The following is a 24,278-nucleotide window of genomic DNA, read 5'->3' as shown; positions in this document are numbered from 1 at the left end:
GAAATGATATGAGCAACATTCAAGTAGAACCATATATCCCAGATGAAGATTATGACAATCCTGCAATGGTCACAGACTTCTATGAATTCTCCATGGCAAACTCACTATTCATGCATGGATATAAAGATACCATTATGGTATTTAACATGTTCTTTAGAGATAATCCGGATGATGGTGGATATGCAATTAGCTGTGGTCAACAGAAGTTATTACGTTTCTTAAAGAATTATCACTTTACAGATTTTGATATTCAGTGGTTGTTAACCAAGGGTATGAGTCCGGAGTTTTGTGAATATCTACGTAACTATAAGTGGAAGGGTGATGTATACATGCTGCGTGAGGGTACTGTATGTTATCCTCAGGTACCAATGGTACGTATTGAATGTGATATGGTAGGTGCAGTCTTAATTGAAACCTATCTATTACAGACAATGAACTTCCATTCCTTAATCGCCACAAAGGCAACTCGTATTACTGGACTAAGTAATAAGACGCCAAGAAATGTCATGGAATTTGGTACACGTCGTGCACAGGGTATGTCTGCAGGTAATGATGGTGCGTATGCGGCTATCTTAGGTGGTTGTATCGGTACTGCTAACTGCCTTGCGGAGATGAAGTATGGACCTGATGTGAAGGCTGTTGGTACAGTTGCACATAGTTATATCGAATTCTTCCCAACCGAGATGGATGCCTTCCGTGCCTATGCGGAAACTTATCCTGAAAATGTCTCATTGTTACTAGATACTTATAGTATCTTTGATTCAGGACTTCCTCATTTAATTCAATTAGATGATGAGTTGATTGCGAAATATCCAAATGATCCAAATAAGCGTGTTAAGAGTGCACGTATTGATTCTGGTGACTTAGCACGTGGTTATAAGCGTTTACGCCGTGCTTTAGATGAAGCTGGCAAGCCATATATCAAACTTGTCGCATCTAATTCTTTAGATGAAAAGAAGATGGCAAACATGGAACTCTATGAACATGCAAAGTTTGACTATTATGGAGTAGGAGAAAAACTCATTACAGCTGCGACAGACCCTGTCTTTGGTGGTGTATATAAGTTGGTCGCCGTTAAAGAAAAAGATGGTAGCTATACACCAAAGATGAAGTGTTCTGACTCTTCTAGTAAGGCAGTTATTCCTGGCAAGCTAATGGCTTGGCGCGTATTCGATGAAGAAGGAAAAGGACAGTGTGATATTATCTCTCTTGATACAGAAGTGATTGAAAACGGTAAGCCTGTTGAGGTTGTTAACCTTGATTCAGATGCCTTTGAAAGACGTAAGACAATTATTCCAAATCACGTAGAAAAGATTTTAATTCCACATATGTTAAATGGAGAGATTGTTCTAGATTTACCAGACATTCGTGCGAAAAAGGAATATGTTAAGGAACAATTACAGTATCGTATTTGGGAATCTGAACTACGTACAGAGATGCCGCACAAACACTATGTAGACTTAACACCGGCAGTAGCCAAGCTCAGAGAGGAGTTATATGAGAAACTCCATGGAGGCATCATTTGAGTTATCTGTTATTTGTGGGAGCCTTTAATCCACCGACGAAAGCTCATATCGAACTAGCAGAATATGCTTGTGAAAAAACAGGTGCTACAAAGGTTATCTTCATGCCTAGTAAAATGAGCTATATCGAACATGATCAAGCAAAGAACTTTGCCTTTCATGATACAGAGCGACTAGCGATGCTAGAAAGTATCTGTAAAGCACATCTAAAGCTTATGGTTAGTGACTATGAGTTAAAGGAAGAAAGTCAACCACGTACATATCAAACGCTCTGTTATCTAAAAGAGAAGGGATATGCTTGCAAGTTATTGTTTGGCTCTGATAAGTTGCCAGAATTAAAAACTGGTTGGAAACATGTAGAAGAGATTGCGAAGGAATATGGCATTGTGTGTATGGCAAGATATGACGATGATTGCGAAAAGATGATTGCAAATGATCCATATCTATCAAGTCTTTCTCAGTATATTGAGGTCGTACATACACCAAAGGAATATCACCATATTTCCTCTACTGAAGTACGTAAGCAATTTCTCATCGCAAAAGATGCGATACAAATGCTACAGGAAACATTACCAAAAGAATTACATGGTCTAAGTAGTTACCTTTTCAGTGAGGATAATCATGAAAAATAGAATGATAAAAGTTGGTACTGTTGTACCAAGGATGAAAGTGGCGAATGTCACATATAACACTGCACAAATCATCCAAACAATGAATGAAAATGCGGATGCAGGTTTCCTAGTTTATCCAGAATTATGTTTAACTGGATATACTTGTGGCGATCTTTTTGGACAGTTTACACTGTTAGATGCAGTGGAAGAAGGACTGTTTAAGATTGCTAATGCGTCTAATAAACTAGAGGGACTAACAGTTGTGGTTGGTGCACCGTTACGTTTTGAAAACCATTTATATAACTGTGCAGTATATATCTCTGAAGGTGTGATTGTAGCTATAGTACCTAAGATCAATCTTCCAACATACAGCGAGTTCTATGAAAGTAGATGGTTTACAAGTGGTAAGAATATCGTTAGCCAAACGATTCAATTAGGTGATGAATTTATACCATTCGGCAGAAATATACTAGCATGTGATAGTCGTAGTGGGGCCATCGTTGGTCTAGATATCTGTGAAGATTTATGGGTACCTGATAAACCAAGTACACATGCGTGTCTTGCGGGAGCCAATATCATTGCAAACTTATCTGCGTCTGATGAAATGATTGGTAAGCAGGACTATCGTCGCACGATGGTATTACAGCAGAGTGCTAGCTGTTATTGTGCCTATCTATATGTATCTAGTGCAACGGATGAAAGTAGCACTGACCTAGTTTTCTCTGGTCATAGTATGATTGCATGCAATGGACGTCTACTAACAGATTCCATCTTCCCAGAAGATACAAAGGTTGAAACTGTTGTGATTGATTTAGAGTCCATTGAAAAGAATCGTCGTCATCAGACTACGTTTGATTTAGAAGAAAATCACGATGACTATGTATACGTAGATGTTTCTATCAAACCAATCTCTAATCAAGATGAAATTACAGTAGATGAACTAGTAGATGCATTATGCAAAGAAGGCTATGTCGTTAACCGTAATCCATTTGTGCCAGTTGATGATGAAGAGCGTGGTCGTCGTTGTATGAAGATCTTAGAGATCCAAGCAAATGGTCTAGCAACACGTGTTCGTTCCACAGGAATTAAAAATCTGGTCATCGGTATCTCGGGTGGTTTGGATAGCACACTTGCATTACTTGTATGTCATCAAGCAAGAAAGTTAGTTCCTGATATCCATATCATCGGCTATACATTACCAAGCCATGGTAATACAACTTCATACACATATAACAATGCCTTAGATTTAATGCGTGCATTAGATATAGAGATGCATGAAGTTGCGATTGAAGAGGGTGTACAAGCCCATCTCAAACAGATTGGTCATCCTGGTAGTTATCAAGGAGATGGCGATACAACCTACGAAAATGCACAAGCACGTATGCGTACTTACATCTTGATGGATGTCGCAAATATGGCAAATGGACTCGTTGTTGGAACAGGAGATCTTTCTGAGCTAGCACTAGGATGGTGCACATATAATGGTGATCACATGTCTATGTATGCGGTAAATGCCTCTGTACCAAAGACACTTGTACAGTATATTTGTAGAACTTATGCATATATCTGCAATCAAGAAGATCTCAAAGAAGTACTCTTAAAGATTTGTAATACACCAATTTCACCAGAACTAACACCACATGATGAAAATGGTAAGATTGCACAGAGGACTGAAGATAAGATTGGTAAATATGATCTCAATGATTTCTTCTTATACTATGTATTACGCTATGGCTATTCACCAGAAAAGATCATGGTTCTAGCATTAACTGCATATCCTGAGTTAGAGAAAGAAAAAGTACGTGAGGCAATGTTACGTTTCTTCAAGCGTTTCTTTAACCAGCAGTTTAAACGCAGTTGCTTACCAGATGGTCCAAAGGTTGGATCTGTTACACTTTCTCCAAGAGGAGATTGGCGTATGCCATCTGATGCTAGTGCAGAGCTTTGGTTAGAACAAGTTAAGAAAGCCTAGGTTACTTCCAATGGGAGTAGCCTTTTTCATACGAGAATATACAAGAAAGAAGAATGTATATTTCCACAATTTTGTAGAGGTATTCTCTATAATGAAGGTACCAAGAAGAAGATTACAAGAAGGGAGGAATTCAATCTTCTTACACTTTGTTCATATATCATTGGAGGGATAATAAAATGAAAAAATGTATTTCAAGGCTATTCAGCGCATCAATAGCTGCTTTAGTAGCCTCATCCAGTATCATTTCAGCGTATGCATGTACCGGTGTGATTATCGGTGGCGATTTAACAGAAGATGGTAGTACGATTTTTGGACGTACAGAAGACTTAGAAGTCAATCATAATAAGGTATATAAAGTCCATCAAGCAGGAGAACATAAGGCTGGTGAAACTATCAAAGACGTTTCTGTAGACCCAGACAATGGCTACTCCTTTACATTTACACATGATTCTTATCGTTATACATCCGTCAGCGATACAACACCAGAATATGGTAATTTTGACGAAACAGGCTTTAATGAAAAAGGCTTAATTGCGGATATGACGGTTTCCGCAAGTGCAAATGAGGATGTATTGGGTGTAGATCCATATTTGGATGGCACAGATACAACAAAGCCAATTGGTATTACAGAGGCTATTATCACAACAGCAGTATTAGGAAGTTGTGATAATGCAAGACAAGCAGTCGAATTTATCGCACAAGAAGTCGCAACAAAGGGTGCTGGAGAAGGTAATGGTCTAGTCGTAGCAGACCATAATGAACTTTGGTACATGGAAATCTATACCGGTCACCAGTTTGTGGCAATGCGATATCCACGTGATAAGTATTCCGTATTCCCTAACTCATTTTGGTTGAATGAATGCAGATTAACCGTAGGGGAAGAAAAGGAAAACTATAACATTTCTGAAGATGGAAATTATATCTATTCCAAGGATATCTTCAAAGTCCCAACAGAAGCCAAGACGTTCAAGGGTGATGAGTTAACACGTACCATTGATTTGTACGCATCCTATGCATTACCTGAACTATCCGAAAGCAACGTATCACGCGTATGTTCTGGTATTAAGCAGTTTAATCCAGATGCTAAATTCGAAGGTGATGTATATCCATTCTTACAGACGACTTCAAAGAAGATTACATTAGCTGATGCAATGGCATTTACACGTAACCGTTTGGAAACCATTAACCAGGTAGCAGATGACTTAGGTCGTGGAAACCTATATCCAATTGGCAACCGCAACACAATGGAAGCACATATCTATCATCTTCCTTCAACCGCAACGAAAGAATATCCAGGAACAATGTGGTTATCATTAGGTTCCCCATTAACTTCACCATTTGTGGCATACTATCCAACTCAGAATTCTGGTATTGAACAGGCACAGAATGAAAATAATGAATTTAATGAAGATTCAGTATATTGGTTAGCAATGGACACATTATTCATGGTGGAATATAACCGTGATGAATTCCAACCAATCGTTTCTAAGAAGCTTGAAGCACTGGAAAGTGAAGAAATTAAAAACGCTGTTACGACAATATTAACAGCAGATGAAGCAACAACTAAAAACCACGAAGCTGCGACAAAGGCATATGAGACGATGAAGGAAATCCATGCGGAAATCCTTGAGAAGTTCCAAAAGTATATCAAAGAAAATGACTATACAATCAAGTTCTTCGGAAAACGTGCTAAGGCTGTCTTTACAGGAACAGAGGTACTCGTTCCGAAAGCTAGTGCAGATATTGGAATGAAGTTAAGTGTGGCACCTGCTGAAGATATGATGTCTGGTGAACTTAATATTGTAGATCACTATGGAAATCCAGTTGAAGAAGTAAAACAAGACTTAACATATTCTATTCCTACAACAGCATTCAATGGAAAGCCTACATTTACAGATGGCACAAATGAAATTACTGCTGAAGTAAAGGATGATAAGTATGTCTTTACAACAAAGGCAACACACATTGCATATACAGTATCTGAAAGCAAAGAAGCTACAACTGAAACAGAAACAACAAAGCCTAAGACGACACCACAGTCTGTTGTGTTACTGGTTGGAGCAGTTATCGTAGTAGCGCTTGCGGCACAAGTTATCAGAAAGAAATTACGCTAATCGTATCAAGTCAGATCAATTTGGTCTGACTTTTTTATCGAGTTAGTTATATAACTATTCATAGAAGAAATAGTTTTCATTCGTATTTGCGTATAAAGCACTGTAGTCCAAAATATAGTATTTCTTTTTTACTTTTTTAATGAGTTTTTCTTGGAGTAATCGATTCATTACACGAATGACTTGGCGATAACTGATGGATAGTGTACGTGCACATTCCTGTAAATCTAAAGTAAACATTGTGCTTTGTGAGTTTTGTATGATAAGAGCACACATTTTTGTATATGCTGTCTCTGTTCTATCGACGATTACATCATCATCTCTTTTGGTTAGGCGATAAGCCATTGTCTTACTGATATAACGTAAAAATGTATTATCATCCAAAAGACGATTGCGGTATGTGTCTAGTGAAATGCAAAAACATATGCATTCTGTTGAGGCAACAACACTAGTCATTGGTTTCATTTTCCAAAGGGAGGAAACCTCACCTAGAACAGTAAATTCCTTACAGCCACCTAGATATACAATTTTTCCACTATCACTAGTTACTAAAAACTTTACTTCACCATCTAATAGAAAATAGATAAAGTCGGATATCATATCAGATTTGATTATTTGTTCTCCTCTGTGAAAACGACACAGTTTTACAATGTCTTTGACAGGGAATCCGAAATATTGAGAGAATTTAGTCTTCTTAAAATATTCTGTTAGTAAGTATCTGTTATCTATCCATTCCATGAACTCATTTTATATGACATATGTCACTTTCTGCAAAGACAATTTTTAATATTCGTTTAGAATGTTTGTATAAGGAGCTCCGAATAAGGAGATAGAAAGAATATGAAAAAAATATTTGTATCTGCAGTACTTTCTCTTTGCATGGCATTACTTGGCGGATGTGGCGCAACAGGGACAAAAGAAACTTCTTCTACAAGTGAAGATAAACCACTTGTTGTACAGTTTGTTCCAACAAATAACGACGGCTCAATGGAAGCGAAGACAAAACCATTTGCTGCGTATTTAGAAGAAAAACTTGGACGTAAAGTTGAGGTAACACTTGCAACTGACTATTCAACAATTGTTGAAGCAATGGCATCCGGTAAGGTTGATTTAGGTATTATGCCACCAGCTGCCTATGTACAGGCAAAGAACCAAGGTGCAGCGAAAGCTCTCTTATCTTCTAAATTGGTAGATTATGATCAAGAAACAGAAATGCCAATTGAAGGTTCATCAACAAACTCATTTAAAGGAGAAGTGATTGTTAGAGCAGATTCAAATATTCAATCTCTCGCTGACTTAAAGGGTAAGAAGATTGCTACACTAAGTCCTAATTCTGCTTCTGGTTATATCTATCCTGTAGCAGAAATGAAGGATGCTGGTATTAATCCAACGACTGATTGCACAATTGTAACAGTTAATGATATTCCATCTGAAATTACAGCAGTTTTAAATGGACAAGTAGATGCTGCATTTGTATTTGAAGGCGCACGTTACGTTTTCCAAAAGAAGTTTGAAGGAACAAATGATCTATTTAAAGATTTGAAAGTTCTATATTTGACAAAGGGTGATATTCCAAATGATGCGATTGCGGTATTACCAACGATGGATGAAAAACTACAACAGCTGATTAAAGAAGTATTCTTAAATATGAATCAAGATGAAGCCGCAAAAGATGCAATGTCATTATGGAATCATACTGGCTATATAGAAGCAGATGAAAAGGCATATGACACAATGTCTAACTATATCGAAAAGGCAGCACAATAAGAAATGATTGAATTAAGAAATGTTTCAAAGATATACAAAAATGGAGTACATGCACTAGATCATGTAAATCTAACGATTCAAGATGCTGAATTTGTTGCGATTATCGGTCTTTCTGGTGCGGGCAAATCAACATTATTGCGCTCTATTAATCGTCTTAATGAGATTACGAATGGTGAAATTTTGATAGATGGTAAATCAATCACCAAAGCCAATAAGAAAGAATTGAAAACGATACGAACACAAATTGGTTTGATATCTCAATCATTTAACTTGGTTAAGCGTAATACAGTACAGAAGAATGTACTATCTGGAAAACTTGGAACCTATAGTACGCTAAAAAGTACGTTAGGATTATTCTCTAATAAAGATTATCAGTTATGTAATGAAGTTTTAGCTAAAGTTGGATTAGAGAATAAACTCCATAGTCGTTGCGATGAATTATCAGGTGGGCAGCAACAAAGAGTATCTATTGCTAGAACACTCTTTCAAGAAGCAACTATCATCCTAGCGGATGAACCTGTAGCTTCCTTGGATCCTGTAACATCGAAGAAGATTCTATCTGATCTAAAGGATATTAACGAACAACTAGGTATCACAGTTATTGTAAATATTCACTCAGTAGAACTAGCTAAGGCATTTGCGACAAAGATTATTGCTTTACAAGATGGTAAGTTGGTATTTGAGGGTACTTCTGAAGAACTTACGGATGAAAAATTAAATTATATTTACAAAGGCATCTCAAATCTTGAAGAGGAAGTTCAAGATGAAGATTAAGGATACAGTTCATTATCAATGGTATAAACATTTAGGGACATTTGCAGTATTGGTAATATGCTTATATGCCTGCATACGTATTACAAATGCGAATCTTTCGGAAGTACTTTCAAATACAAAACAGATGCAATTGTTTCTACAGAAACTACTTCATCCAGATTGGTCGTATCTTCCATCACTTATAACACCGATTATTAAGATGATTCAAATGTCAATATTAAGTACTTTACTAGGTGTACTTTTAGCCATTCCGTTCTCTTTTCTTGCGACAACACTGATTACGAAGAATGCCGTACTAACAGGTTGTATTCGCTTTGTGATGAATATCATTCGTACAATTCCTAATACACTTCTAGCAGCTATCTTAGTATCGATTGTTGGTATTGGGGAAGTTACAGGTGTGATTACCTTGACCATCTTTACCTTTGGCTTAGTATCGCAGCTACTGTATGAATCTATTGAAACGATTGATACACTACCTGTTGAATCCGCTGAGTCTGTGGGAGCTAATAAGTTTAAGATTGCAGTATGGGCGGTTTGGCCACAAATATTACCAGCTGTAATCAGCTATACTTTCTATGCATTAGAAATTAATATACGTTCTTCAACTGTACTAGGCTATGTTGGAGCAGGTGGAATTGGTATTATCTTAAATACTTCGCTAGCGCTATTTAAGTATGATCGTGTATCAATCATTATCCTAATGATTTTGATATTGGTTATTCTAGTAGATACAATCAGTGAATACGCAAGGAGGAAGTGTGTATGATAGGAACTCTTCGAAAGTATTCAACGATATGGATACTACTATGCCTTATATTATTGATTATCCTATCAGGTTATGGCTTAGATTATTCAGCACTGAATAATTTTTCACCCTCCATGGTAATAGATACAGTCAGAGGATTGTTAAAACCTGATTGGTCATATTTCTTCGATGGCAGTGGAGAAGATGTATTCTCACTCATGATTCTTACAATTGCGATAGCTTTCGTAGGAACAGCAATCGGTACTATCTTGGCATTTCCATTGATGTTACTAGCTAGCCATAACCTATGGTCAAGAAATACGCTAGTACCAAAGATCACTAAAATCATCTTGGATGTATTGCGTAGTTTCCCAGAATTAATATATGCAATCATCTTTGTAAAGATGGTAGGTCCTGGTCCATTTGCGGGAGTATTAGCGATTGGTGTTCATCAAATCGGTATGCTAGGGAAACTTTTTACCGAGGAGATGGAAAAAATGAATGAGGATGCGATTGAAGCGATGCATTCAGTAGGTGCCAACCCAGTACAAACTTTCTTCTATGCGCGTCTTCCACAAGTAATGCCAACATATACATCCCTGATTTTAAATCACTTTGAAATTGGTGTAAGGTCTGCCGCAACACTTGGTCTTGTTGGTGCAGGTGGAATTGGTGCACCATTAATCTTTGCAATCCAAGCAAGAAACTGGGATAAAGTAAGCATTATCTTACTGGTAGTTGTTGTGACTGTATTTGTATTAGATATCGCAAATGGATGGCTTAGAAAGAAGCTGAAGTAATGAGAATCTTGCAATTAAGTGATATACATTATCGTACACATTACACAGCCGATGATGCATATGAAAGACTACTTGCTAAACTAGAGAGTCCATTAAAGCACTTGGAGATGTGCTTGCAAGATGCGCTACAACACGGAGAATATGATTGTGTTTGTTTGACGGGTGATATCTGTGATAATGGAAGTGCTGATGATTATCGTACAGTGGAAAGTATTGTTAAGCAATACTTTCCGGAAATCCTAAGCATAGCGATTCCTGGAAATCATGATAATGATAATTATCAGCAAGTATTTGGAACTAAAAGTCATACTATGCATCAAATACAGGACTATACGATTCTTGCATTAAATAATTCTGAGTATGGAAATGCAAATGGGAAATTCACAGAGGAGGATTTCTCTTGGCTTGATAAAAAACTAAATACACCTGAAAAGAAAATCATTTTGATGCATCATCCAGTCAGAAAATATCCAGGGATACCATGTTTACCACAAGCTGGAAAGTTTATTCAGCATATTCAAAATACGAATACAGTATTAGTCATGCAAGGTCATGTACATTGGAGTGAAGACTATACAATCAATGATACATACTATAGCGTAGGTCCAAGTACATCCTTTCAGGGAAAAAATAATACTGAAAATGACAGTGTTACATTCTATGATATGGCTGGGTATAAAATATATGATTTAATTGATAACCATGTTTCAACTACATCATATATGATAAATAAGCCTACAAAAGTATGCAGTTGGAAATTTAAGGAAAATAAGATTCAAGAAATCGATGTCGATATTAACGCGGATACATAATCCTGTTGATGGCGACATCTTTTTTCTTAGACATCGAAAAGAGATGATATAATCAATCCATGAAAACTTTAATTTGGTACTTTAATGGCACAATTTTAGATGATTTACAATTGTGCTTATCGATTGAAAATGAAATGTTAAAAAAGAGGGAAATGGAGAAGTATCCTGTCACAAAACAAGACTATCTCAACACATTCTCGTTTCCGGTAATTAACTACTATTACCATATTGGTTATACCTTTGATACAGAAAGCTATGAGGAAGTATCTCTTGAATTTAATCAAGAATACGACCGTCGTTTCGATGAGTGTTCTTTGATGGATGATTTTATTACTATGGTAGAAAAGGCAATCCAGCTTGGATATTGCAATGTTATTCTGTCCGCATCTCGTCATGATAAACTTGTAGAGCAGTGTAAATTACTAGGAATTGATCAATACTTTGATGAAATTCTAGGGATTGATAATATGCTTGCGGCTTCAAAAGTCGAGATGGCAAAGATTTGGATGGAAAAGAGTCATGCGGAACCATCTGAATGTAAATACATCGGTGATACTGTTCATGATAAAGAAGTTGCGGAAGCACTTGGTATTCATGATTGTGTACTGATTGCAAATGGTCATCAATCATATGAAGTTTTACGCAAGGTAACAGATAACGTTGTATATACATTAAAAGAGGTATTTAACTATAAGAAAATCAAGTAAAATTTGAAAAATATTGAGACTCACAAAAATCCAGAAGAGTCTCAAAAATGATCTTTGAAATCGTGAATAGAGTACAGTTAAAACAACTACATTTGTAGCTTTGACTATGTAGATCATTATTGTAGGTTGATGAATCAATCAGTGAATATGATTTTGATCATAGGGAGAGTTCGAACTAAGAAGTTTGTATATCACACGGAGAAGCTTTCGTGCACAATGACCTTGGGCACATCTGTGAGACTTCCCTTGATTACGTTTTTTAGTATAATAGGCATGGAAGGTCGGAGAATATTTACAGACAGTGAATACGGCTTGATACAGAGCCTTGCGCATATATCTTGAGCCGTGCTTGGATATAGGCATATGTGTAGCGTCATATTTGCCGGACTGGTAGACAAGCGGATCCATTCCTGCAAAGGATATCAAATTTTCCGTGTTATGAAAGTGATTGATATCTCCGATTTCCGCAAGAATTGTCATTCCTGAGATATGAGAAATGCCAGGGATGGAAATGATAGGAGAGTTTAGCTTGTGACTGAATTCTTCTATTTTCTTTTCCAAAATACGAATCTGTTCTTCTCTGGCATTGATGATAGCGATGATAGATGTTACTTCCAAATCAATGGAGCTGCTATCTTCGCCAACAGAATGCTTGGCAAGGTATCTGATTTCTTCTGCAGTCACTTTGCATTGTCTGCCTCTTCCCTCTGTTTTGAGTGCCTTGCGAAGATTACGGATATCTTCAAAGGCGATTGATGAAGCACTAGGGTAAGCTGACAAGAATTTCATATACGCTTTTGAGTAGCGTGTCCATGAAAGTGAATTCACTTCTGGAAATACGATATCTAGCGCTCTCTGTAGTCGATTCATATCTTGATTCTGCTGCTCTTGGAGTTGGTAATAAAGACGAGTGATATCACGAAATTTACCATTTTCAATAGAACGTGGAGAAATGGAACGCCAGAATTTCTTCTCACTTAACATTTCTGCTATTAAAAGCGCATCTTTTCTGTCATTCTTGGCAGATATACCAAGTTCTTTGCGACGTAGGCAGGTAGCCCTTGGATTGATGTATTTGACAGTGAATTTCTTGTCGAGTAGGTAATTTGTGAGATTGATCATATAATGACCGGTATCTTCCATACCGACGGAATGTTTCCTGCGAATAAATTGTTTCGTTTTAGAATAGAGTAGATCAAATCCCTTCCGATCGTTTGTGAGGAAGAAGGGTTTGATGAGAACTTCACCGGTAGAATCATCGAGTACTGGAGCACAGTGCTTGAACTTACCGATATCGATACCAATGTTGATCATGTAAATGACTCCTTTCAAAATTAAGCTGTGATGAATACCAGTACCACCGTTTCAGAAGTATCAAAGAATATGGTGCGAAATGGGAACTCACTTCAATAAAAGAAGGGCTCATCTAACTAATAACAATTTCTATACAACGAAGCGGTCAGATAATACCTCACGTAGTCAAAGCTACAAACATATAAGATTCTAGTACGCATTCACGATCTCAATTCTACACGGTTTCCCAGACCGATACTAATCTGGGCAAGAAAGGAGATGTATACAGATTTTGCTTAGCTGGATGAGCTTAATTTGTATATACCAATCATATGAAGTATTGCCCAGTGAGTAAAAAGTGTGGTGGATGTGCATACATCGATGTCCCATATGAAGAACAATTAAAAATGAAACGTGAAGAGATGCGTAAGATTTTCCGTACCAAAGCAGTTGAACCGGTGCTTGGCATGAAAGATCCGTATCACTATCGTCATAAAATCTATGCAAGCTTTGCAAGAGATAAAAAGACTAACAGGATCTATGCAGGCATGTATGAAGAAAATAGTCATCGTAAAGTGCCAAGTGAGATGTGTTTGATTCAACATACGCTCGCAAATGAGATTCTTACGACAATCTGTAAGTTAGCAGAATCCATGCGTATTGAAATTTACGATGAAGATAGTGGTAGGGGTATGTTACGTCATGCGTATATTCGTATCTCGAAAGCAACAAATGATGTTTTACTTGATATCGTAATTGGTTCAAAGGGACTACCAAGTTCAAAGAATTTCGTAAACGCACTGGTAAAGAAATTTCCACAGATTAAAACGATTATTCTGAATTTTAATCGTGCTCATACATCGATGATACTTGGAAAAGATGAAAGAGTATTATATGGTCCAGGTTATATCACTGACCGTATTGGTGGCTTAGAGTTCCGCGTTTCATCAAAGTCATTCTATCAAGTTAATCCAGAACAAACGGAAGTGCTCTATCGTAGAGCACTATCACTTGCGAAGATTAAAGATACTGATGTTGTATTGGATGCATGTTGTGGTATTGGAACAATCTCTTTACTAGCGGCTCAATCTGCAAAGCATGTTATTGGAGTTGAAATCAATCCACAAGCTATACGAGATGCTAAAAACAATGCAAAGCACAACAAATTATTAAATACAGAATTCTATTCAGCAGATGCGGCAGAGTTTATTCAACGCATGAATATAAAACCAGATGTAGTAATTCTAGATCCACCAAGATCTGGAATGACACTACCATTCATGCATAAACTAGCACAGCTTTCTCCAGATAGAGTTGTGTATATCTCTTGTAATCCATATACACAGATAACAGATATTGAACCGTTGAAGAAAGCTGGATATAAGATTAAAAAGATTGTACCAGTTGATCTATTCTGTTTTACACCACACGTCGAGACGGTAGCACTTTTGTCCAAACTCGATGTCGATAAGCATATAGATGTTGAAATTAAGCTGGATGAGCTGGATTTGACAAGTGCAGAGAGCAAGGCAACATATGCTCAAATCAAAGAATATGTTTGGAATAAATTTGGATTAAAAGTACCTACACTATATATTGCTCAGATAAAAAAGAAATGCGGAATTAAACTGAGGGAGCATTATAACAAATCGAAAAAAGAGAAACAGGTTATTCCACAATGCACACCGGAAAAAGAGGAAGCCATCATGGATGCTTTAAGGCATTTTAAAATGATTTAAAAGAAATGGAGGGTATTTATGAGATGGATAATAAAAATAATCTTGTTTCCAATTAGCTTGGCATTAAGTATCCTCACAGCATTTCTATCATTTTTACTTGCCATAGGAACAACAATACTGTATTTGCTAATGATTATGTGTGTAGTTGTCGGGGTTGTATCATTGTTTCAAAAAGATTTTTCAATTGGCATAGAAGCATTGATATTAGGATTACTGTTAAGTCCATACGGAATACCGATGGTTGGTGCAACTGTTATAGCTTTTTTGCAAGGTATCAATGAAGCAATAAAATCAATCTAAAAAATTTCATAAAAATGGTTACCAAAGGCGATAGAAGAAAAAACTATCGTCTTTTTCTTTGCAAAATTTAAGGGAGGAGGTGAAGCGATGGACTTTGACTATTTCTATAACAGAGAAGCAGAGCGATTTAACTTTCTGAAAGTGCCTGAAATATTAGTAGACGGAGAAGAATTTAAGGGGCTGTCTGCGGAAGCAATCATCCTATACTCCATGCTTTTGAAACGCACAGGAATGTCATTTAAGAATAACTGGGTGGACAAGGAAGGCAGAGTATTTATCTATTTCACAGTTGAAGAAATTATGAGAAGAAGAAATATCTCAAAGCCTACTGCCATAAAAACATTAGACGAGTTAGACAGCAAAAAAGGAATAGGACTGATTGAAAGAGTAAGGCTTGGACTTGGTAAGCCGAATGTCATTTATGTTAAAGATTTTATGAGCATAATAGCGGTAAAAGAAAATGACTTTCAGAAGTCAAAAAACTTAACTTCAGAAGTAAAAGATTTTAACCTCAGAAGTAAAAAAAATGAACTTCAGGAAGTTCAAAATGTTGACTCTAACTATATAGAGAATAATAAGAGTAAGTATAGTAAGAGAGAATATAGTTTTGGGGAAAACGGACTTGGAACATTTCAAAATGTCTTTTTAAAGGATGAGGATATAGGCGAATTACAAATAAAAATGGCAGGAGAGCTTGATAACTACATTGAAAGACTATCAACCTATCTTCAAAGCACCGGAAAGACATATAAAGACCATAAAGCAACAATCCTTTCTTGGTTTTATAAAGATCAGGGAAGTAAGAAAAAAACCAATATCCCTACATGGGAGGAATATAACAAGGGAGTACATTTATGATTAAAGAATTAGAGAAAGTGATGATAGAAGATGTGGAATACAGCTTCAATCCTGAAAAAGAATACATCAAAGACGGACACGCCTACTGTAAAGTGTGCCATGAAAGAAAAGATGGAAAAGCATTAGAATTTTTCGGAAAGCAGATGATATTTAAGACAGCTTGTAAATGCGATAGAGATAGAGAAGCAAAAGAAAAAGAAAGACAAAAGCAGCTTGAAATCGAGAGATTAAAAAGTATCTGCTTCACATCCATGATTCAATGGGCATATACCTTTGAAAACTATCATGGAAAAGAAAATCAGAGCCTTATTATCGCAAAGAATTTTGTAAAAGATTATGAACTGATGAAAAAAGAAAACATCGGACTTTTGTTTTATGGTTCGGTGGGTAGCGGAAAGACCTATCTTGCCTGCTCTATTGCCAATGCACTGATTGAACAGTATCAGATAAGCGTTAAGATTAGAAACTTTGCACAGATAATCAACGAACTGCAAAAAGGCGGATTTGACCTTGATAAAAACGCATATATCGAATCCCTTGTAAATACTTCCGTTCTTATCTTAGATGATTTAGGAATTGAAAGAGATACAAGCTATGCCAAAGAGCAGGTATATAACATTGTGAATAACAGGTACTTAAAGCATAAGCCGACAATCTTTACTACAAATCTTTCATACAGCCAAATTGAAAACTGTACGGAGAGTGTGGAATACCAAAGAATTTACTCAAGAATTATTGAGATGTGTATTCCTGTGATGGTACTTGGAGAAGATTACAGGAAAGTTATTCAGGAAGAAAAATTAAAGAGGAATAAAGAAAGATTACTGACTGGAGGTGAGAGAACTTGATCAATGAAGAAATCGCAAGAAAAACGCTTAACATGGAAGTGAAAGCTGCTAAAGTAACAGGAAAGCTAATTCTGAACTTATTAAAGAAACTGATGAAAGAGGCTGAAAAACTTGGAGGACTGGAAAAGCTGGTTAATGCTAACGGAAATGAAGTAAAGCTCAAAGATATGGTTAAAAAGGGACAGCTTGAAGAAATTCCGGTAGAAGAAGCAGAGCTGAAGGAACTGAAAAAAGAGCTGAACAGATATGGGGTAAAGTTTTCAGTAATGAAAGATAAGGAAAGCGGTAAATACTCCGTATTCTTTCAGGCAAAAGACATGAAAGTCATGGATAAAGCCTTTAAACACGCTCTTGCAGAATCAGAAAAGAAAACGGAAAGAAAAGAATCTATCCACAAGAATATTGAGAAGTTCAAGGAGATGGCAAAGAACTCTCTTTCTAAAGATAAAGTTAAGAATAAACAAAAGGAGCAGAGCCTATGATAGATAAGATACTAAAAGACATCAAAGGCTTATTTAAGGTGCAAGATAAGGCAAAGTTTCTAAAGCAGAACATTCCCTACCTTGCATTTTTCTATGTTGGCAATATCTTTTCTCATCATGTAAGAGCCTATACTGGTGGCGATGTGATAGACAAAACCTTCCAAGGAATATTAGAGCTTAATACCATGAGCTTTATTCCAAGTATTCATCCTTCTGACATTTTAATGGGCGTGGGAGTGGCAGCTATAATTAAATTTATTGTCTATACCAAAGGCAAAAATGCAAAAAAGTTCAGACAGGGGAAAGAGTATGGATCAGCACGATGGGGAACTAGAAAAGATATAGAGCCTTATGTTGATGAAAAGTTCCAAAATAATATCTTACTTACCCAAACTGAGCGATTAACCATGAATGGCAGACCGGCTAATCCAAAGTATGCGAGAAATAAGAATGTACTTGTTATTGGTGGTTCTGGCTCCGGAAAGACGAGATTTTATGTAAAGCCAAACCTAATGCAAATGCACTCGTCATATTGCGTAACAGATCCAAAAGGAACAATAGTCATTGAGTGTGGGAAGATGCTTGAGGATAATGGCTATGAGATAAAAATCTTAAATACCATCAACTTCAAAAAGAGTATGAAGTACAATCCCTTTGCCTATCTCAGAAGTGAAAAAGACATCCTCAAATTGGTGCAGACAATCATTGCAAACACTAAGGGTGAAGGGGAAAAAGCAGGTGAGGATTTTTGGGTCAAAGCCGAAAAGCTCTACTATACGGCTTTGATAGGTTATATTTTTTATGAAGCTCCAAGAGAAGAAAAGAACTTTGCGACACTACTGGATATGATAGATGCTTCAGAAGTCAGGGAAGATGATGAAACATATATGAATCCCATTGATAGACTATTTGAAGCATTGGAAAAGAAAGAGCCTACGCACTTTGCGGTAAAGCAATATAAGAAATACAAACTTGCTGCTGGAGTAATAGAATTAAGGAGAACACTTAATCACTGTTTTAGTGAAATATGTACTTCTTAATTCTTTTTTATTTGAGAAATTAAGGGAAAGGGGGTAAAAATGAGGAATTTTGAAAAGATAACAGCACTCTATGAGAGATTAAGTCGTGATGACGAACTTCAAGGAGAAAGTAACTCAATCGTCAATCAAAAGAAAATCCTTGAAGAATATGCAAGTAAGAATAATTTATCCAACATCATACATTTTACAGATGACGGAATAAGCGGAACACAGTTTGATAGACCGGGATTTATGGCAATGATGAACGGAGTAAACAGTGGAAATATCGGTTGTATCATCGTAAAAGATATGAGTAGACTCGGCAGAGATTATCTAAAAGTCGGTCAATGTATGGAGATATTAAGACAAAAGGGCGTAAGACTAATTGCTATCAACGACAATGTAGACAGTTTTTACAGAGAAGATGATTTTACCCCTTTTAGAAATATTATGAATGAATGGTATGCAAGAGATACATCAAGAAAAATACAATCGACGTTCAAATCAAAAGGAGAAAGTGGAAAGCATACGGCAAGTTCTCCACCTTATGGCTATATCAAAGATGAAAAAGACAAAGATAAGTGGATTGTAGATGAAAAAGCAGCAGAGATAGTAAGGCGAATATTTAACCTGACCATGCAAGGCAATGGTCCGTATCGAATAGCAAAGATATTGGAAGCAGAAAAAATAGATATACCAGCTTATCATCAACAAAAATTAGGCTACGGACTACATCAAAGCAAAAACTTTGAACATCCCTATCGTTGGTGTAGTTCAACCATAGCAAGCATTCTAAAGAAACAGGAATACTTAGGACATACAGTCAATTTCAAAACAAGAAAGCACTTCAAGGACAAGAAAAGCAAATATGTATCCGAGGATAACTGGCTTATTTTTGAAAATACACACGAGCCAATTATAGACCAAGAAACCTTTGACAATGTGCAAAGGATAAGGGGAAATGTAAAAAGGTATCCTGACGGTTGGGGCGAATATCACCCACTAACAGGACTGATGTATTGTGCAGATTGTGGGAGCAAGATGTATGTTCATAGAACAAGCAATTATAAGAATATTCCCTATTACACTTGCAGTGCCTATACCAAAACACCTTGTGGGACACTTTGTCAATCAGCACACAGAATAAAAGCGGAAGTAGTCTTAAATCTAATACAAGACACACTAAAAGATATTAAAAAATATCTTGATGAAGATAACGAAGCCTTTATCCGTTCCATTCAAAATGAAATGGAAGAAAAGGAAAAAATAGAGATAGAAAAGAAAAAGATAAGATTAACGGAAAGCCAAAACAGACTTCAGGAACTCGAACGACTTATGTGCAGAATTTATGAAGATATGATTTTAAATAAGATACCGAATAATCGCTATGAAATTTTAAATAACCAATATGAAACTGAGCAACTCACGTTAAGTAAAGAGATTAAAGACTTAGAGCTTGCAATATCAAGATATGAAAAAGAAACAGACAGAGCTAAGAAATTTATATCTCTTATCAGTCGTTATGAAAACTTTGATGAACTTACAACTACAATGATAAATGAGTTTGTAGAAAAGATTATCGTACATGAAAGAGATAGAAAAGGAAGTCAGACATCAAAGCAAAAGATAGAAATTTACTTTAATTTCATAGGAAATTATGAACTGCCACAGGCGGAGTTAAGCGAGGAAGAAAAACAAAAACTTGAGGAAGAAGAAAGAAAAATCAAGGAAAGAAAAGACAAGCTACATCAAAATTACCTGAAGCGTAAAGCGAGTGGAAAACAGAAAGAGTATGAAGATAAATATAAGGCAAGAAGGGAGCAGAAGAAACAGGAGAAATTAAAGGTTCTAAAAAGAGTGGGTATACCAATTACTGAATATATGTGTACCCATAAAACAGATTTCAAATAATTTAATTGAAAATAATTCGAATATTTTCGAAATAGAGTTGACATACATTCTGTAAAATAGTATAATCTATTTAGAAATATATCGAAATAGAATTTTGAAGTTTAAAATAGATTAGACGAGGTAATTTGAGTGGGATTTCCGAATACATTTAAAGCATTGGCAGATCCTGTAAGGCGTGATATTTTACTTTCCTTAAAGCAAAAATCACTTACAGCAGGAGAAATTGCTGAAAAATATGATTTATCTAATTCAACCATTTCTTATCATTTATCCTTGCTAAAAAAAGCAGAATTAGTAACGGAGAGGAAGTATAAGAATTTTATATACTATGACATAAATATATCCGTATTTGAGGAAATGATAATTTGGTTATCACAGTTTCAAGGAGTGGAAAATGAAGAATAAAAAATGGTATGTGGTAATAATACTACTTAGTTTTTCAGCAAGTATATACTCATTAACTAACGGAAATAGAGAAATTAGTTTCTATAAGTTGTATATACTACCAATGATAATTTCGGTATTTAGCATAGGCTTAGATATAATTGGTGGGATGCTGGCGAAAAGAGATAGATTGCCACATAAATTAGTATTGCCTATTGCAATGAGTGTTCCTGCGTTATTTTCTATATCACAATATGGAAAGTATGTTTTTAATCAAGCGAATGAAAACTATACTCAGAAAATAATACATGTTTTAGTAGCTTTAACCATTATTACAGTTGGGAATTATTTGCCAAAAACAAAACCAAGTAGATTTGTAGGACTGAAATTTTTCTGGTTATTAGATAGACCGGTACTATGGTTTAAAGTGCATAGGTTGGCGGGATATTTATGGATTATATGTGGCATTTTGATACTATCCGTTGGTCTTTCAAATAAATGGTTTTGGATGATTAGTTATGCAATGCTGCTATATGTCATTCCATTGATATATTCCATTGTGTTATTAAAAAAAGAAAAGGAGGAGAAAAATGAAATCATCAAAGATTAAGCACCTAATTATTAGTAGTATTTTATGCTTAGCTACAGTTGGCATTTTCTTGGTATTTGGTAAGAATTTACCAGATATAGTACCAGTACATTGGGATTCATCTGGAAATGTTAATGGTACTATCGCCAAAACCTACTTAACTTACGGAGCGCCATTTGCATATTTGCTTATTAACTTTATTGCATTTGCAAAGTTTCAAGGAAGTGAAAAAGCAACATGGAAATACTATCTTGTACCATTAAGTGTAATAGCAATTAGTTTCTTGGTAATATTTTTAGCTTTGAGATAAGAACATAGTGCAGAGTAAAATAGCTCCAGACAGATTATTCTGCTGGGGCTATTTTTAGGAGGAATTATGCTGAAAATAAATAATTTTTCGAAAACCTATAGTAATGGTCATGTTGCAATTGCTAACTTAAATTTAACGGTAGAAGCAGGTGATATATATGCGTTTATTGGTTCTAATGGTTCAGGTAAGACATCAACTATAAAGGCTATCGTGGGAATACATGATTTTGATGGTGAAATCATTGTTAATGGTAAAAAAGTAAGCAGAAAAAATGAAACTTATAAAAAAGATATTGCTTATATACCGGATAATCCTGATGTATATGAAAATTTGACAGGCTTTCAATATGTCAATTTTGTATCTGATTTATACGAAGTCGCAAAAAATGTAAGAGAGGAAAAGTTAGATTATTTCTCAAACTTGTTTGAAATGAAATCCTTTCTAAACAATACAATTTCATCCTATTCACATGGTATGAAACAAAAAATTGTGATTATCTCAGCATTGATTCATTCCCCTAAGTTATTAGTAATGGATGAGCCTTTCGTGGGATTAGATCCCAAATCATCATATTTGCTAAAAGAAGAAATGAGAAAGTTAGCGAGAAATGGTGGAGCAATTTTCTTTTCAACACATGTTTTAGAAGTTGCAGAAAAGCTTTGTAATAAAATTGCCATGATAGATAATGGACATTTGATTTTTGAGGGTAAAACAACAGAAATATTAAAAAACTCTGATGGATTAGAGCAATATTTTATGGAGATGATTAAAAAATGAAAAATACTGTCATACTTGTAAAAAATCAAGTGATCAATCTCCTTAATATCGGTAATGGAGAGAAAAACAAAAAAGAAACATTGATATATACTTCATTGAGTCTATTTTCTGTATTTATGTTGGTTTGCTTGTACAATTTCTTTTCAATAAAATCAATTATAGAAATTGGGTTATATAAGTATGCTGTATCGTATGGAGTTTCCATATCGTTTTTCTTTGTGGTTTTAGCAACGATTTTTAGAAGTAATTCTATTTTCTTTTATAACAAAGATTTTGAAATGCTTAGTTCTTTTCCGGTAAAAAAATCTGAAATCATTGCAAGTAAGTTTTTTCTATTATATTTAATAGACTTAATTATATGTGAAAGCGTATTGCTGCCAGATGTAATTTTATTATTATTAAAACAATACATTTCAATTGAACTATTTTTGATTTTTTTAGTAGCAAGCATAATTATCCCTATTATTCCTATGTGTGTGGCTTCTGGCTTGGCGATTTTAATTGAGATGTTAGGTAGTTTATGTAAAAGAAAAAATATTGTGAACATCACATTATCATTTTTGCTTTTCATGGGATATTTTATAGTTATATCAATAAATCGTGGGGCGAAATATTTAGCGTTAGAAAAAATTATTGAGAATAAACTTATAAAAATATTTCCCTTTGCAAAGCTATTATATATCGGAGAAAGTTTACAAATTAGACTTGTTATTTTCTTGTTGATTTCAGTTGCGATATTTAGCTTGTATTTCACTTTCTCAATGAAAAATTATGATAAAATACATCTATTTCTAAATAGAAGTTTTCAAGGGAAAAGAGAGAGTAACTTAATTATTAAGACAAAAACACCATTTAGAGCGTTGTTTGAAAAAGAATTGAGGAGGTATTTAGGCTCAAGTAGTTATGTGATAAATACTTCTTTGGGCATTATGATTTTGTGTTTTGTATCATGTGGATGTATTATATTTGGAATTTCTAATATAGAAAATCTGTTAGGAATAAGCTCATTGGAATCAATACTTACTCAATATGGTTCATTGTTTATTGCTTCATTTTTAATAATGTCTTGCACTACATCATCGTCCATATCATTGGAAGGCAATAACCTATGGATATTACAATCATCACCAGTGTCTACAAGAAAAATCATAAATAGTAAAATAGCGGTTAATGTTTTAATACACTTTGTTGGATATGTACTTGCAGTAATGATGATTCTTTTGAAAACTAAATTGAATTTGCTTCAAATGAGTTTTGTATTGATTGTTCCGATATGTTATTCATTATTTATTTCTGTTGTAGGTCTTTATCTAAACATGCGATACATGAAACTTAAATGGAATGATGAGATAAGTGTAGTTAAGCATAGTACAGCAGCCATACTAACAAATTTTATTGCAATCTTGATGATTGCAACACCTGTTACTATGATGATTTTTTTAGAGTTGTCATATCAAACGATTATGTTCATATTATGCAGCTTAATGTTGATTATTTGTTGGAAATTGTATAGAGATAGCTTATCTGTAAAGTTTTGCAATTGATGTAAAGAAAATACCTATGAAGTAAAAATAAAATTAAATATAGAGATAAATGAATGAAAATTTATGAGAGGATGAGATTTTTGAAAAATTTAACTTTTAATAGGCAAATAACAATTGGAATTATTTGTATGTTTTTAGGGTTTATTATAAGCAGTGTTACAGATGTTAAATGGTTTTCTAATATTGGAGCATGTCTTTTTGGATTGTTTTTTGTTTTAAATCCAGTAGAACCTGAAAACTATAAAGGATATTCTAATTTAAAAATTTGGATTAGAATGACCGGGATATTAATAATGGTGTTAGGTGCTATTACTCATTTTAATTGGTAGTTAACTATCAGTTTGTTTAACTAATAATTAAATAATGGCTAACGAGAAAAGCAGTAGATCAAAAAGGTTT

At 35.1% G+C, this 24,278-nt stretch carries 23 protein-coding genes and 1 pseudogene; 22 read left to right on the top strand and 2 right to left on the bottom strand.

Going from position 1 to position 24,278, the window contains the following annotated elements; genetic code table 11:
- Positions 1-8 precede the first annotated feature (8 nt).
- From RGT18_RS08495 to RGT18_RS08480, 4 genes are all read left to right on the top strand, one after another.
- Positions 9-1,526 (top strand): nicotinate phosphoribosyltransferase, encoded by a 1,518-nt coding sequence (locus tag RGT18_RS08495; protein WP_028078287.1) that lies wholly within the window; start codon positions 9-11, stop codon positions 1,524-1,526.
- Positions 1,523-2,155: a nicotinate-nicotinamide nucleotide adenylyltransferase gene (locus RGT18_RS08490; RefSeq protein ID WP_028078286.1), complete on the top strand. Its 633-nt coding sequence runs from the start codon at positions 1,523-1,525 to the stop codon at positions 2,153-2,155. Before RGT18_RS08495 ends, RGT18_RS08490 begins: the two co-directional genes overlap by 4 nt.
- Positions 2,145-4,106 carry an NAD(+) synthase gene (locus RGT18_RS08485; protein ID WP_028078285.1) on the top strand — a complete coding sequence of 654 codons (1,962 nt, stop codon included), beginning with the start codon at positions 2,145-2,147 and terminating at the stop codon, positions 4,104-4,106. The genes RGT18_RS08490 and RGT18_RS08485 overlap by 11 nt, the downstream gene beginning before the upstream one ends.
- A 176-nt stretch (positions 4,107-4,282) precedes the next feature.
- Positions 4,283-6,220 (top strand): C69 family dipeptidase, encoded by a 1,938-nt coding sequence (locus RGT18_RS08480; protein WP_028078284.1) that lies wholly within the window; start codon positions 4,283-4,285, stop codon positions 6,218-6,220.
- Between the two features lie 54 nt (positions 6,221-6,274).
- On the opposite strand, the gene RGT18_RS08475 is transcribed toward RGT18_RS08480, so the two are convergent.
- Positions 6,275-6,955, bottom strand: a complete 681-nt coding sequence (locus RGT18_RS08475) for a Crp/Fnr family transcriptional regulator (protein ID WP_081659537.1) — start codon at positions 6,953-6,955, stop codon at positions 6,275-6,277.
- A 102-nt stretch (positions 6,956-7,057) separates the two neighbouring features.
- Here RGT18_RS08475 and RGT18_RS08470 point away from each other — a divergent pair, with 102 nt between their 5' ends.
- The 6 genes from RGT18_RS08470 to RGT18_RS08445 are packed head-to-tail and all read left to right on the top strand — an operon-like array spanning position 7,058 to position 11,825.
- Positions 7,058-7,984, top strand: coding sequence for a phosphate/phosphite/phosphonate ABC transporter substrate-binding protein (locus RGT18_RS08470; RefSeq protein ID WP_028078282.1), 927 nt, complete (start codon positions 7,058-7,060; stop codon positions 7,982-7,984).
- A 3-nt stretch (positions 7,985-7,987) separates the two neighbouring features.
- On the top strand, positions 7,988-8,758 hold the full coding sequence (phnC, locus tag RGT18_RS08465; protein ID WP_028078281.1) for a phosphonate ABC transporter ATP-binding protein: 771 nt from the start codon (positions 7,988-7,990) through the stop codon (positions 8,756-8,758).
- Positions 8,748-9,527 (top strand): phosphonate ABC transporter, permease protein PhnE, encoded by a 780-nt coding sequence (gene phnE, locus RGT18_RS08460; RefSeq protein WP_028078280.1) that lies wholly within the window; start codon positions 8,748-8,750, stop codon positions 9,525-9,527. The genes phnC and phnE (RGT18_RS08460) overlap by 11 nt, the downstream gene beginning before the upstream one ends.
- A complete protein-coding gene (phnE, locus tag RGT18_RS08455; RefSeq protein WP_037403990.1) occupies positions 9,524-10,306 on the top strand; it encodes a phosphonate ABC transporter, permease protein PhnE in 783 nt (260 codons plus the stop codon). The genes phnE (RGT18_RS08460) and phnE (RGT18_RS08455) overlap by 4 nt, the downstream gene beginning before the upstream one ends.
- Entirely contained in the window at positions 10,306-11,118 is an 813-nt protein-coding gene (locus RGT18_RS08450; RefSeq protein ID WP_028078278.1) for a metallophosphoesterase family protein, read from the top strand. Before phnE (RGT18_RS08455) ends, RGT18_RS08450 begins: the two co-directional genes overlap by 1 nt.
- A gap of 59 nt (positions 11,119-11,177) precedes the next feature.
- Positions 11,178-11,825, top strand: coding sequence for an HAD family hydrolase (locus RGT18_RS08445; RefSeq protein WP_051241003.1), 648 nt, complete (start codon positions 11,178-11,180; stop codon positions 11,823-11,825).
- 138 nt (positions 11,826-11,963) lie between these two features.
- Here the strand turns inward: RGT18_RS08445 and RGT18_RS08440 are convergent, their stop codons facing one another.
- Positions 11,964-13,139, bottom strand: a complete 1,176-nt coding sequence (locus RGT18_RS08440; RefSeq protein ID WP_338175909.1) for an IS110 family RNA-guided transposase — start codon at positions 13,137-13,139, stop codon at positions 11,964-11,966.
- A gap of 326 nt (positions 13,140-13,465) precedes the next feature.
- On the opposite strand from RGT18_RS08440, the gene rlmD reads away from it, so the two are divergent.
- The 12 genes and pseudogenes from rlmD to RGT18_RS08375 all read left to right on the top strand — a co-directional run bounded on the left by rlmD (position 13,466) and on the right by RGT18_RS08375 (position 24,208).
- Positions 13,466-14,857, top strand: a complete 1,392-nt coding sequence (gene rlmD / locus RGT18_RS08435; protein ID WP_245580954.1) for a 23S rRNA (uracil(1939)-C(5))-methyltransferase RlmD — start codon at positions 13,466-13,468, stop codon at positions 14,855-14,857.
- 18 nt (positions 14,858-14,875) lie between these two features.
- Entirely contained in the window at positions 14,876-15,157 is a 282-nt protein-coding gene (locus tag RGT18_RS08430; protein ID WP_028078920.1) for a CD1845 family protein, read from the top strand.
- Positions 15,158-15,244: 87 nt separating this feature from the next.
- Positions 15,245-16,015: a replication initiator protein A gene (locus RGT18_RS08425; protein WP_338175908.1), complete on the top strand. Its 771-nt coding sequence runs from the start codon at positions 15,245-15,247 to the stop codon at positions 16,013-16,015.
- Positions 16,012-16,863, top strand: coding sequence for an ATP-binding protein (locus RGT18_RS08420; RefSeq protein ID WP_320077640.1), 852 nt, complete (start codon positions 16,012-16,014; stop codon positions 16,861-16,863). Before RGT18_RS08425 ends, RGT18_RS08420 begins: the two co-directional genes overlap by 4 nt.
- Positions 16,860-17,345 carry a PcfB family protein gene (locus tag RGT18_RS08415; protein WP_028078706.1) on the top strand — a complete coding sequence of 162 codons (486 nt, stop codon included), beginning with the start codon at positions 16,860-16,862 and terminating at the stop codon, positions 17,343-17,345. Before RGT18_RS08420 ends, RGT18_RS08415 begins: the two co-directional genes overlap by 4 nt.
- A pseudogene (locus RGT18_RS13165) lies at positions 17,342-20,218 on the top strand (DUF4368 domain-containing protein); the annotation flags it as partial. The gene RGT18_RS08415 and the pseudogene RGT18_RS13165, both read left to right, overlap by 4 nt.
- A gap of 186 nt (positions 20,219-20,404) precedes the next feature.
- Complete coding sequence (locus tag RGT18_RS08400; protein ID WP_004825167.1) at positions 20,405-20,680, top strand: autorepressor SdpR family transcription factor; 276 nt, start codon at positions 20,405-20,407, stop codon at positions 20,678-20,680.
- Entirely contained in the window at positions 20,670-21,269 is a 600-nt protein-coding gene (locus tag RGT18_RS08395) for an SdpI family protein (RefSeq protein WP_019117181.1), read from the top strand. Before RGT18_RS08400 ends, RGT18_RS08395 begins: the two co-directional genes overlap by 11 nt.
- Positions 21,250-21,558, top strand: coding sequence for a DUF1648 domain-containing protein (locus RGT18_RS08390; protein ID WP_004825228.1), 309 nt, complete (start codon positions 21,250-21,252; stop codon positions 21,556-21,558). Before RGT18_RS08395 ends, RGT18_RS08390 begins: the two co-directional genes overlap by 20 nt.
- Positions 21,559-21,624: 66 nt before the next feature.
- Entirely contained in the window at positions 21,625-22,335 is a 711-nt protein-coding gene (locus tag RGT18_RS08385; protein ID WP_028078707.1) for an ABC transporter ATP-binding protein, read from the top strand.
- Positions 22,332-23,879 (top strand): hypothetical protein, encoded by a 1,548-nt coding sequence (locus RGT18_RS08380; protein ID WP_028078708.1) that lies wholly within the window; start codon positions 22,332-22,334, stop codon positions 23,877-23,879. The genes RGT18_RS08385 and RGT18_RS08380 overlap by 4 nt, the downstream gene beginning before the upstream one ends.
- Positions 23,880-23,959: 80 nt before the next feature.
- On the top strand, positions 23,960-24,208 hold the full coding sequence (locus RGT18_RS08375) for a hypothetical protein (protein WP_438873585.1): 249 nt from the start codon (positions 23,960-23,962) through the stop codon (positions 24,206-24,208).
- Positions 24,209-24,278 lie beyond the last annotated feature (70 nt).

It is taken from the genome of Solobacterium moorei (assembly GCF_036323475.1).
Classification (GTDB): domain Bacteria; phylum Bacillota_I; class Bacilli_A; order Erysipelotrichales; family Erysipelotrichaceae; genus Bulleidia; species Bulleidia moorei.
Note: the sequence above shows the minus strand (reverse complement) of the source record. Positions and strands in the feature narration are given on the sequence as shown.

What these genes read in the sequence shown, in the direction of transcription:
- RGT18_RS08425 (WP_338175908.1), top strand. Translation starts at nt 15,245, where the DNA reads ATGGACTTTGACTATTTCTATAACAGAGAAGCAGAGCGATTTAACTTT.
- RGT18_RS08450 (WP_028078278.1), top strand. Translation starts at nt 10,306, where the DNA reads ATGAGAATCTTGCAATTAAGTGATATACATTATCGTACACATTACACA.
- RGT18_RS08420 (WP_320077640.1), top strand. Translation starts at nt 16,012, where the DNA reads ATGATTAAAGAATTAGAGAAAGTGATGATAGAAGATGTGGAATACAGC.
- RGT18_RS08480 (WP_028078284.1), top strand. Translation starts at nt 4,283, where the DNA reads ATGAAAAAATGTATTTCAAGGCTATTCAGCGCATCAATAGCTGCTTTA.
- phnC (WP_028078281.1), top strand. Translation starts at nt 7,988, where the DNA reads ATGATTGAATTAAGAAATGTTTCAAAGATATACAAAAATGGAGTACAT.
- RGT18_RS08385 (WP_028078707.1), top strand. Translation starts at nt 21,625, where the DNA reads ATGCTGAAAATAAATAATTTTTCGAAAACCTATAGTAATGGTCATGTT.
- RGT18_RS08440 (WP_338175909.1), bottom strand. Translation starts at nt 13,139, where the DNA reads ATGATCAACATTGGTATCGATATCGGTAAGTTCAAGCACTGTGCTCCA.
- RGT18_RS08475 (WP_081659537.1), bottom strand. Translation starts at nt 6,955, where the DNA reads ATGGAATGGATAGATAACAGATACTTACTAACAGAATATTTTAAGAAG.
- RGT18_RS08445 (WP_051241003.1), top strand. Translation starts at nt 11,178, where the DNA reads ATGAAAACTTTAATTTGGTACTTTAATGGCACAATTTTAGATGATTTA.
- phnE (WP_028078280.1), top strand. Translation starts at nt 8,748, where the DNA reads ATGAAGATTAAGGATACAGTTCATTATCAATGGTATAAACATTTAGGG.
- phnE (WP_037403990.1), top strand. Translation starts at nt 9,524, where the DNA reads ATGATAGGAACTCTTCGAAAGTATTCAACGATATGGATACTACTATGC.
- RGT18_RS08470 (WP_028078282.1), top strand. Translation starts at nt 7,058, where the DNA reads ATGAAAAAAATATTTGTATCTGCAGTACTTTCTCTTTGCATGGCATTA.
- RGT18_RS08395 (WP_019117181.1), top strand. Translation starts at nt 20,670, where the DNA reads ATGAAGAATAAAAAATGGTATGTGGTAATAATACTACTTAGTTTTTCA.
- RGT18_RS08485 (WP_028078285.1), top strand. Translation starts at nt 2,145, where the DNA reads ATGAAAAATAGAATGATAAAAGTTGGTACTGTTGTACCAAGGATGAAA.
- RGT18_RS08430 (WP_028078920.1), top strand. Translation starts at nt 14,876, where the DNA reads ATGAGATGGATAATAAAAATAATCTTGTTTCCAATTAGCTTGGCATTA.
- RGT18_RS08390 (WP_004825228.1), top strand. Translation starts at nt 21,250, where the DNA reads ATGAAATCATCAAAGATTAAGCACCTAATTATTAGTAGTATTTTATGC.
- RGT18_RS08495 (WP_028078287.1), top strand. Translation starts at nt 9, where the DNA reads ATGAGCAACATTCAAGTAGAACCATATATCCCAGATGAAGATTATGAC.
- RGT18_RS08380 (WP_028078708.1), top strand. Translation starts at nt 22,332, where the DNA reads ATGAAAAATACTGTCATACTTGTAAAAAATCAAGTGATCAATCTCCTT.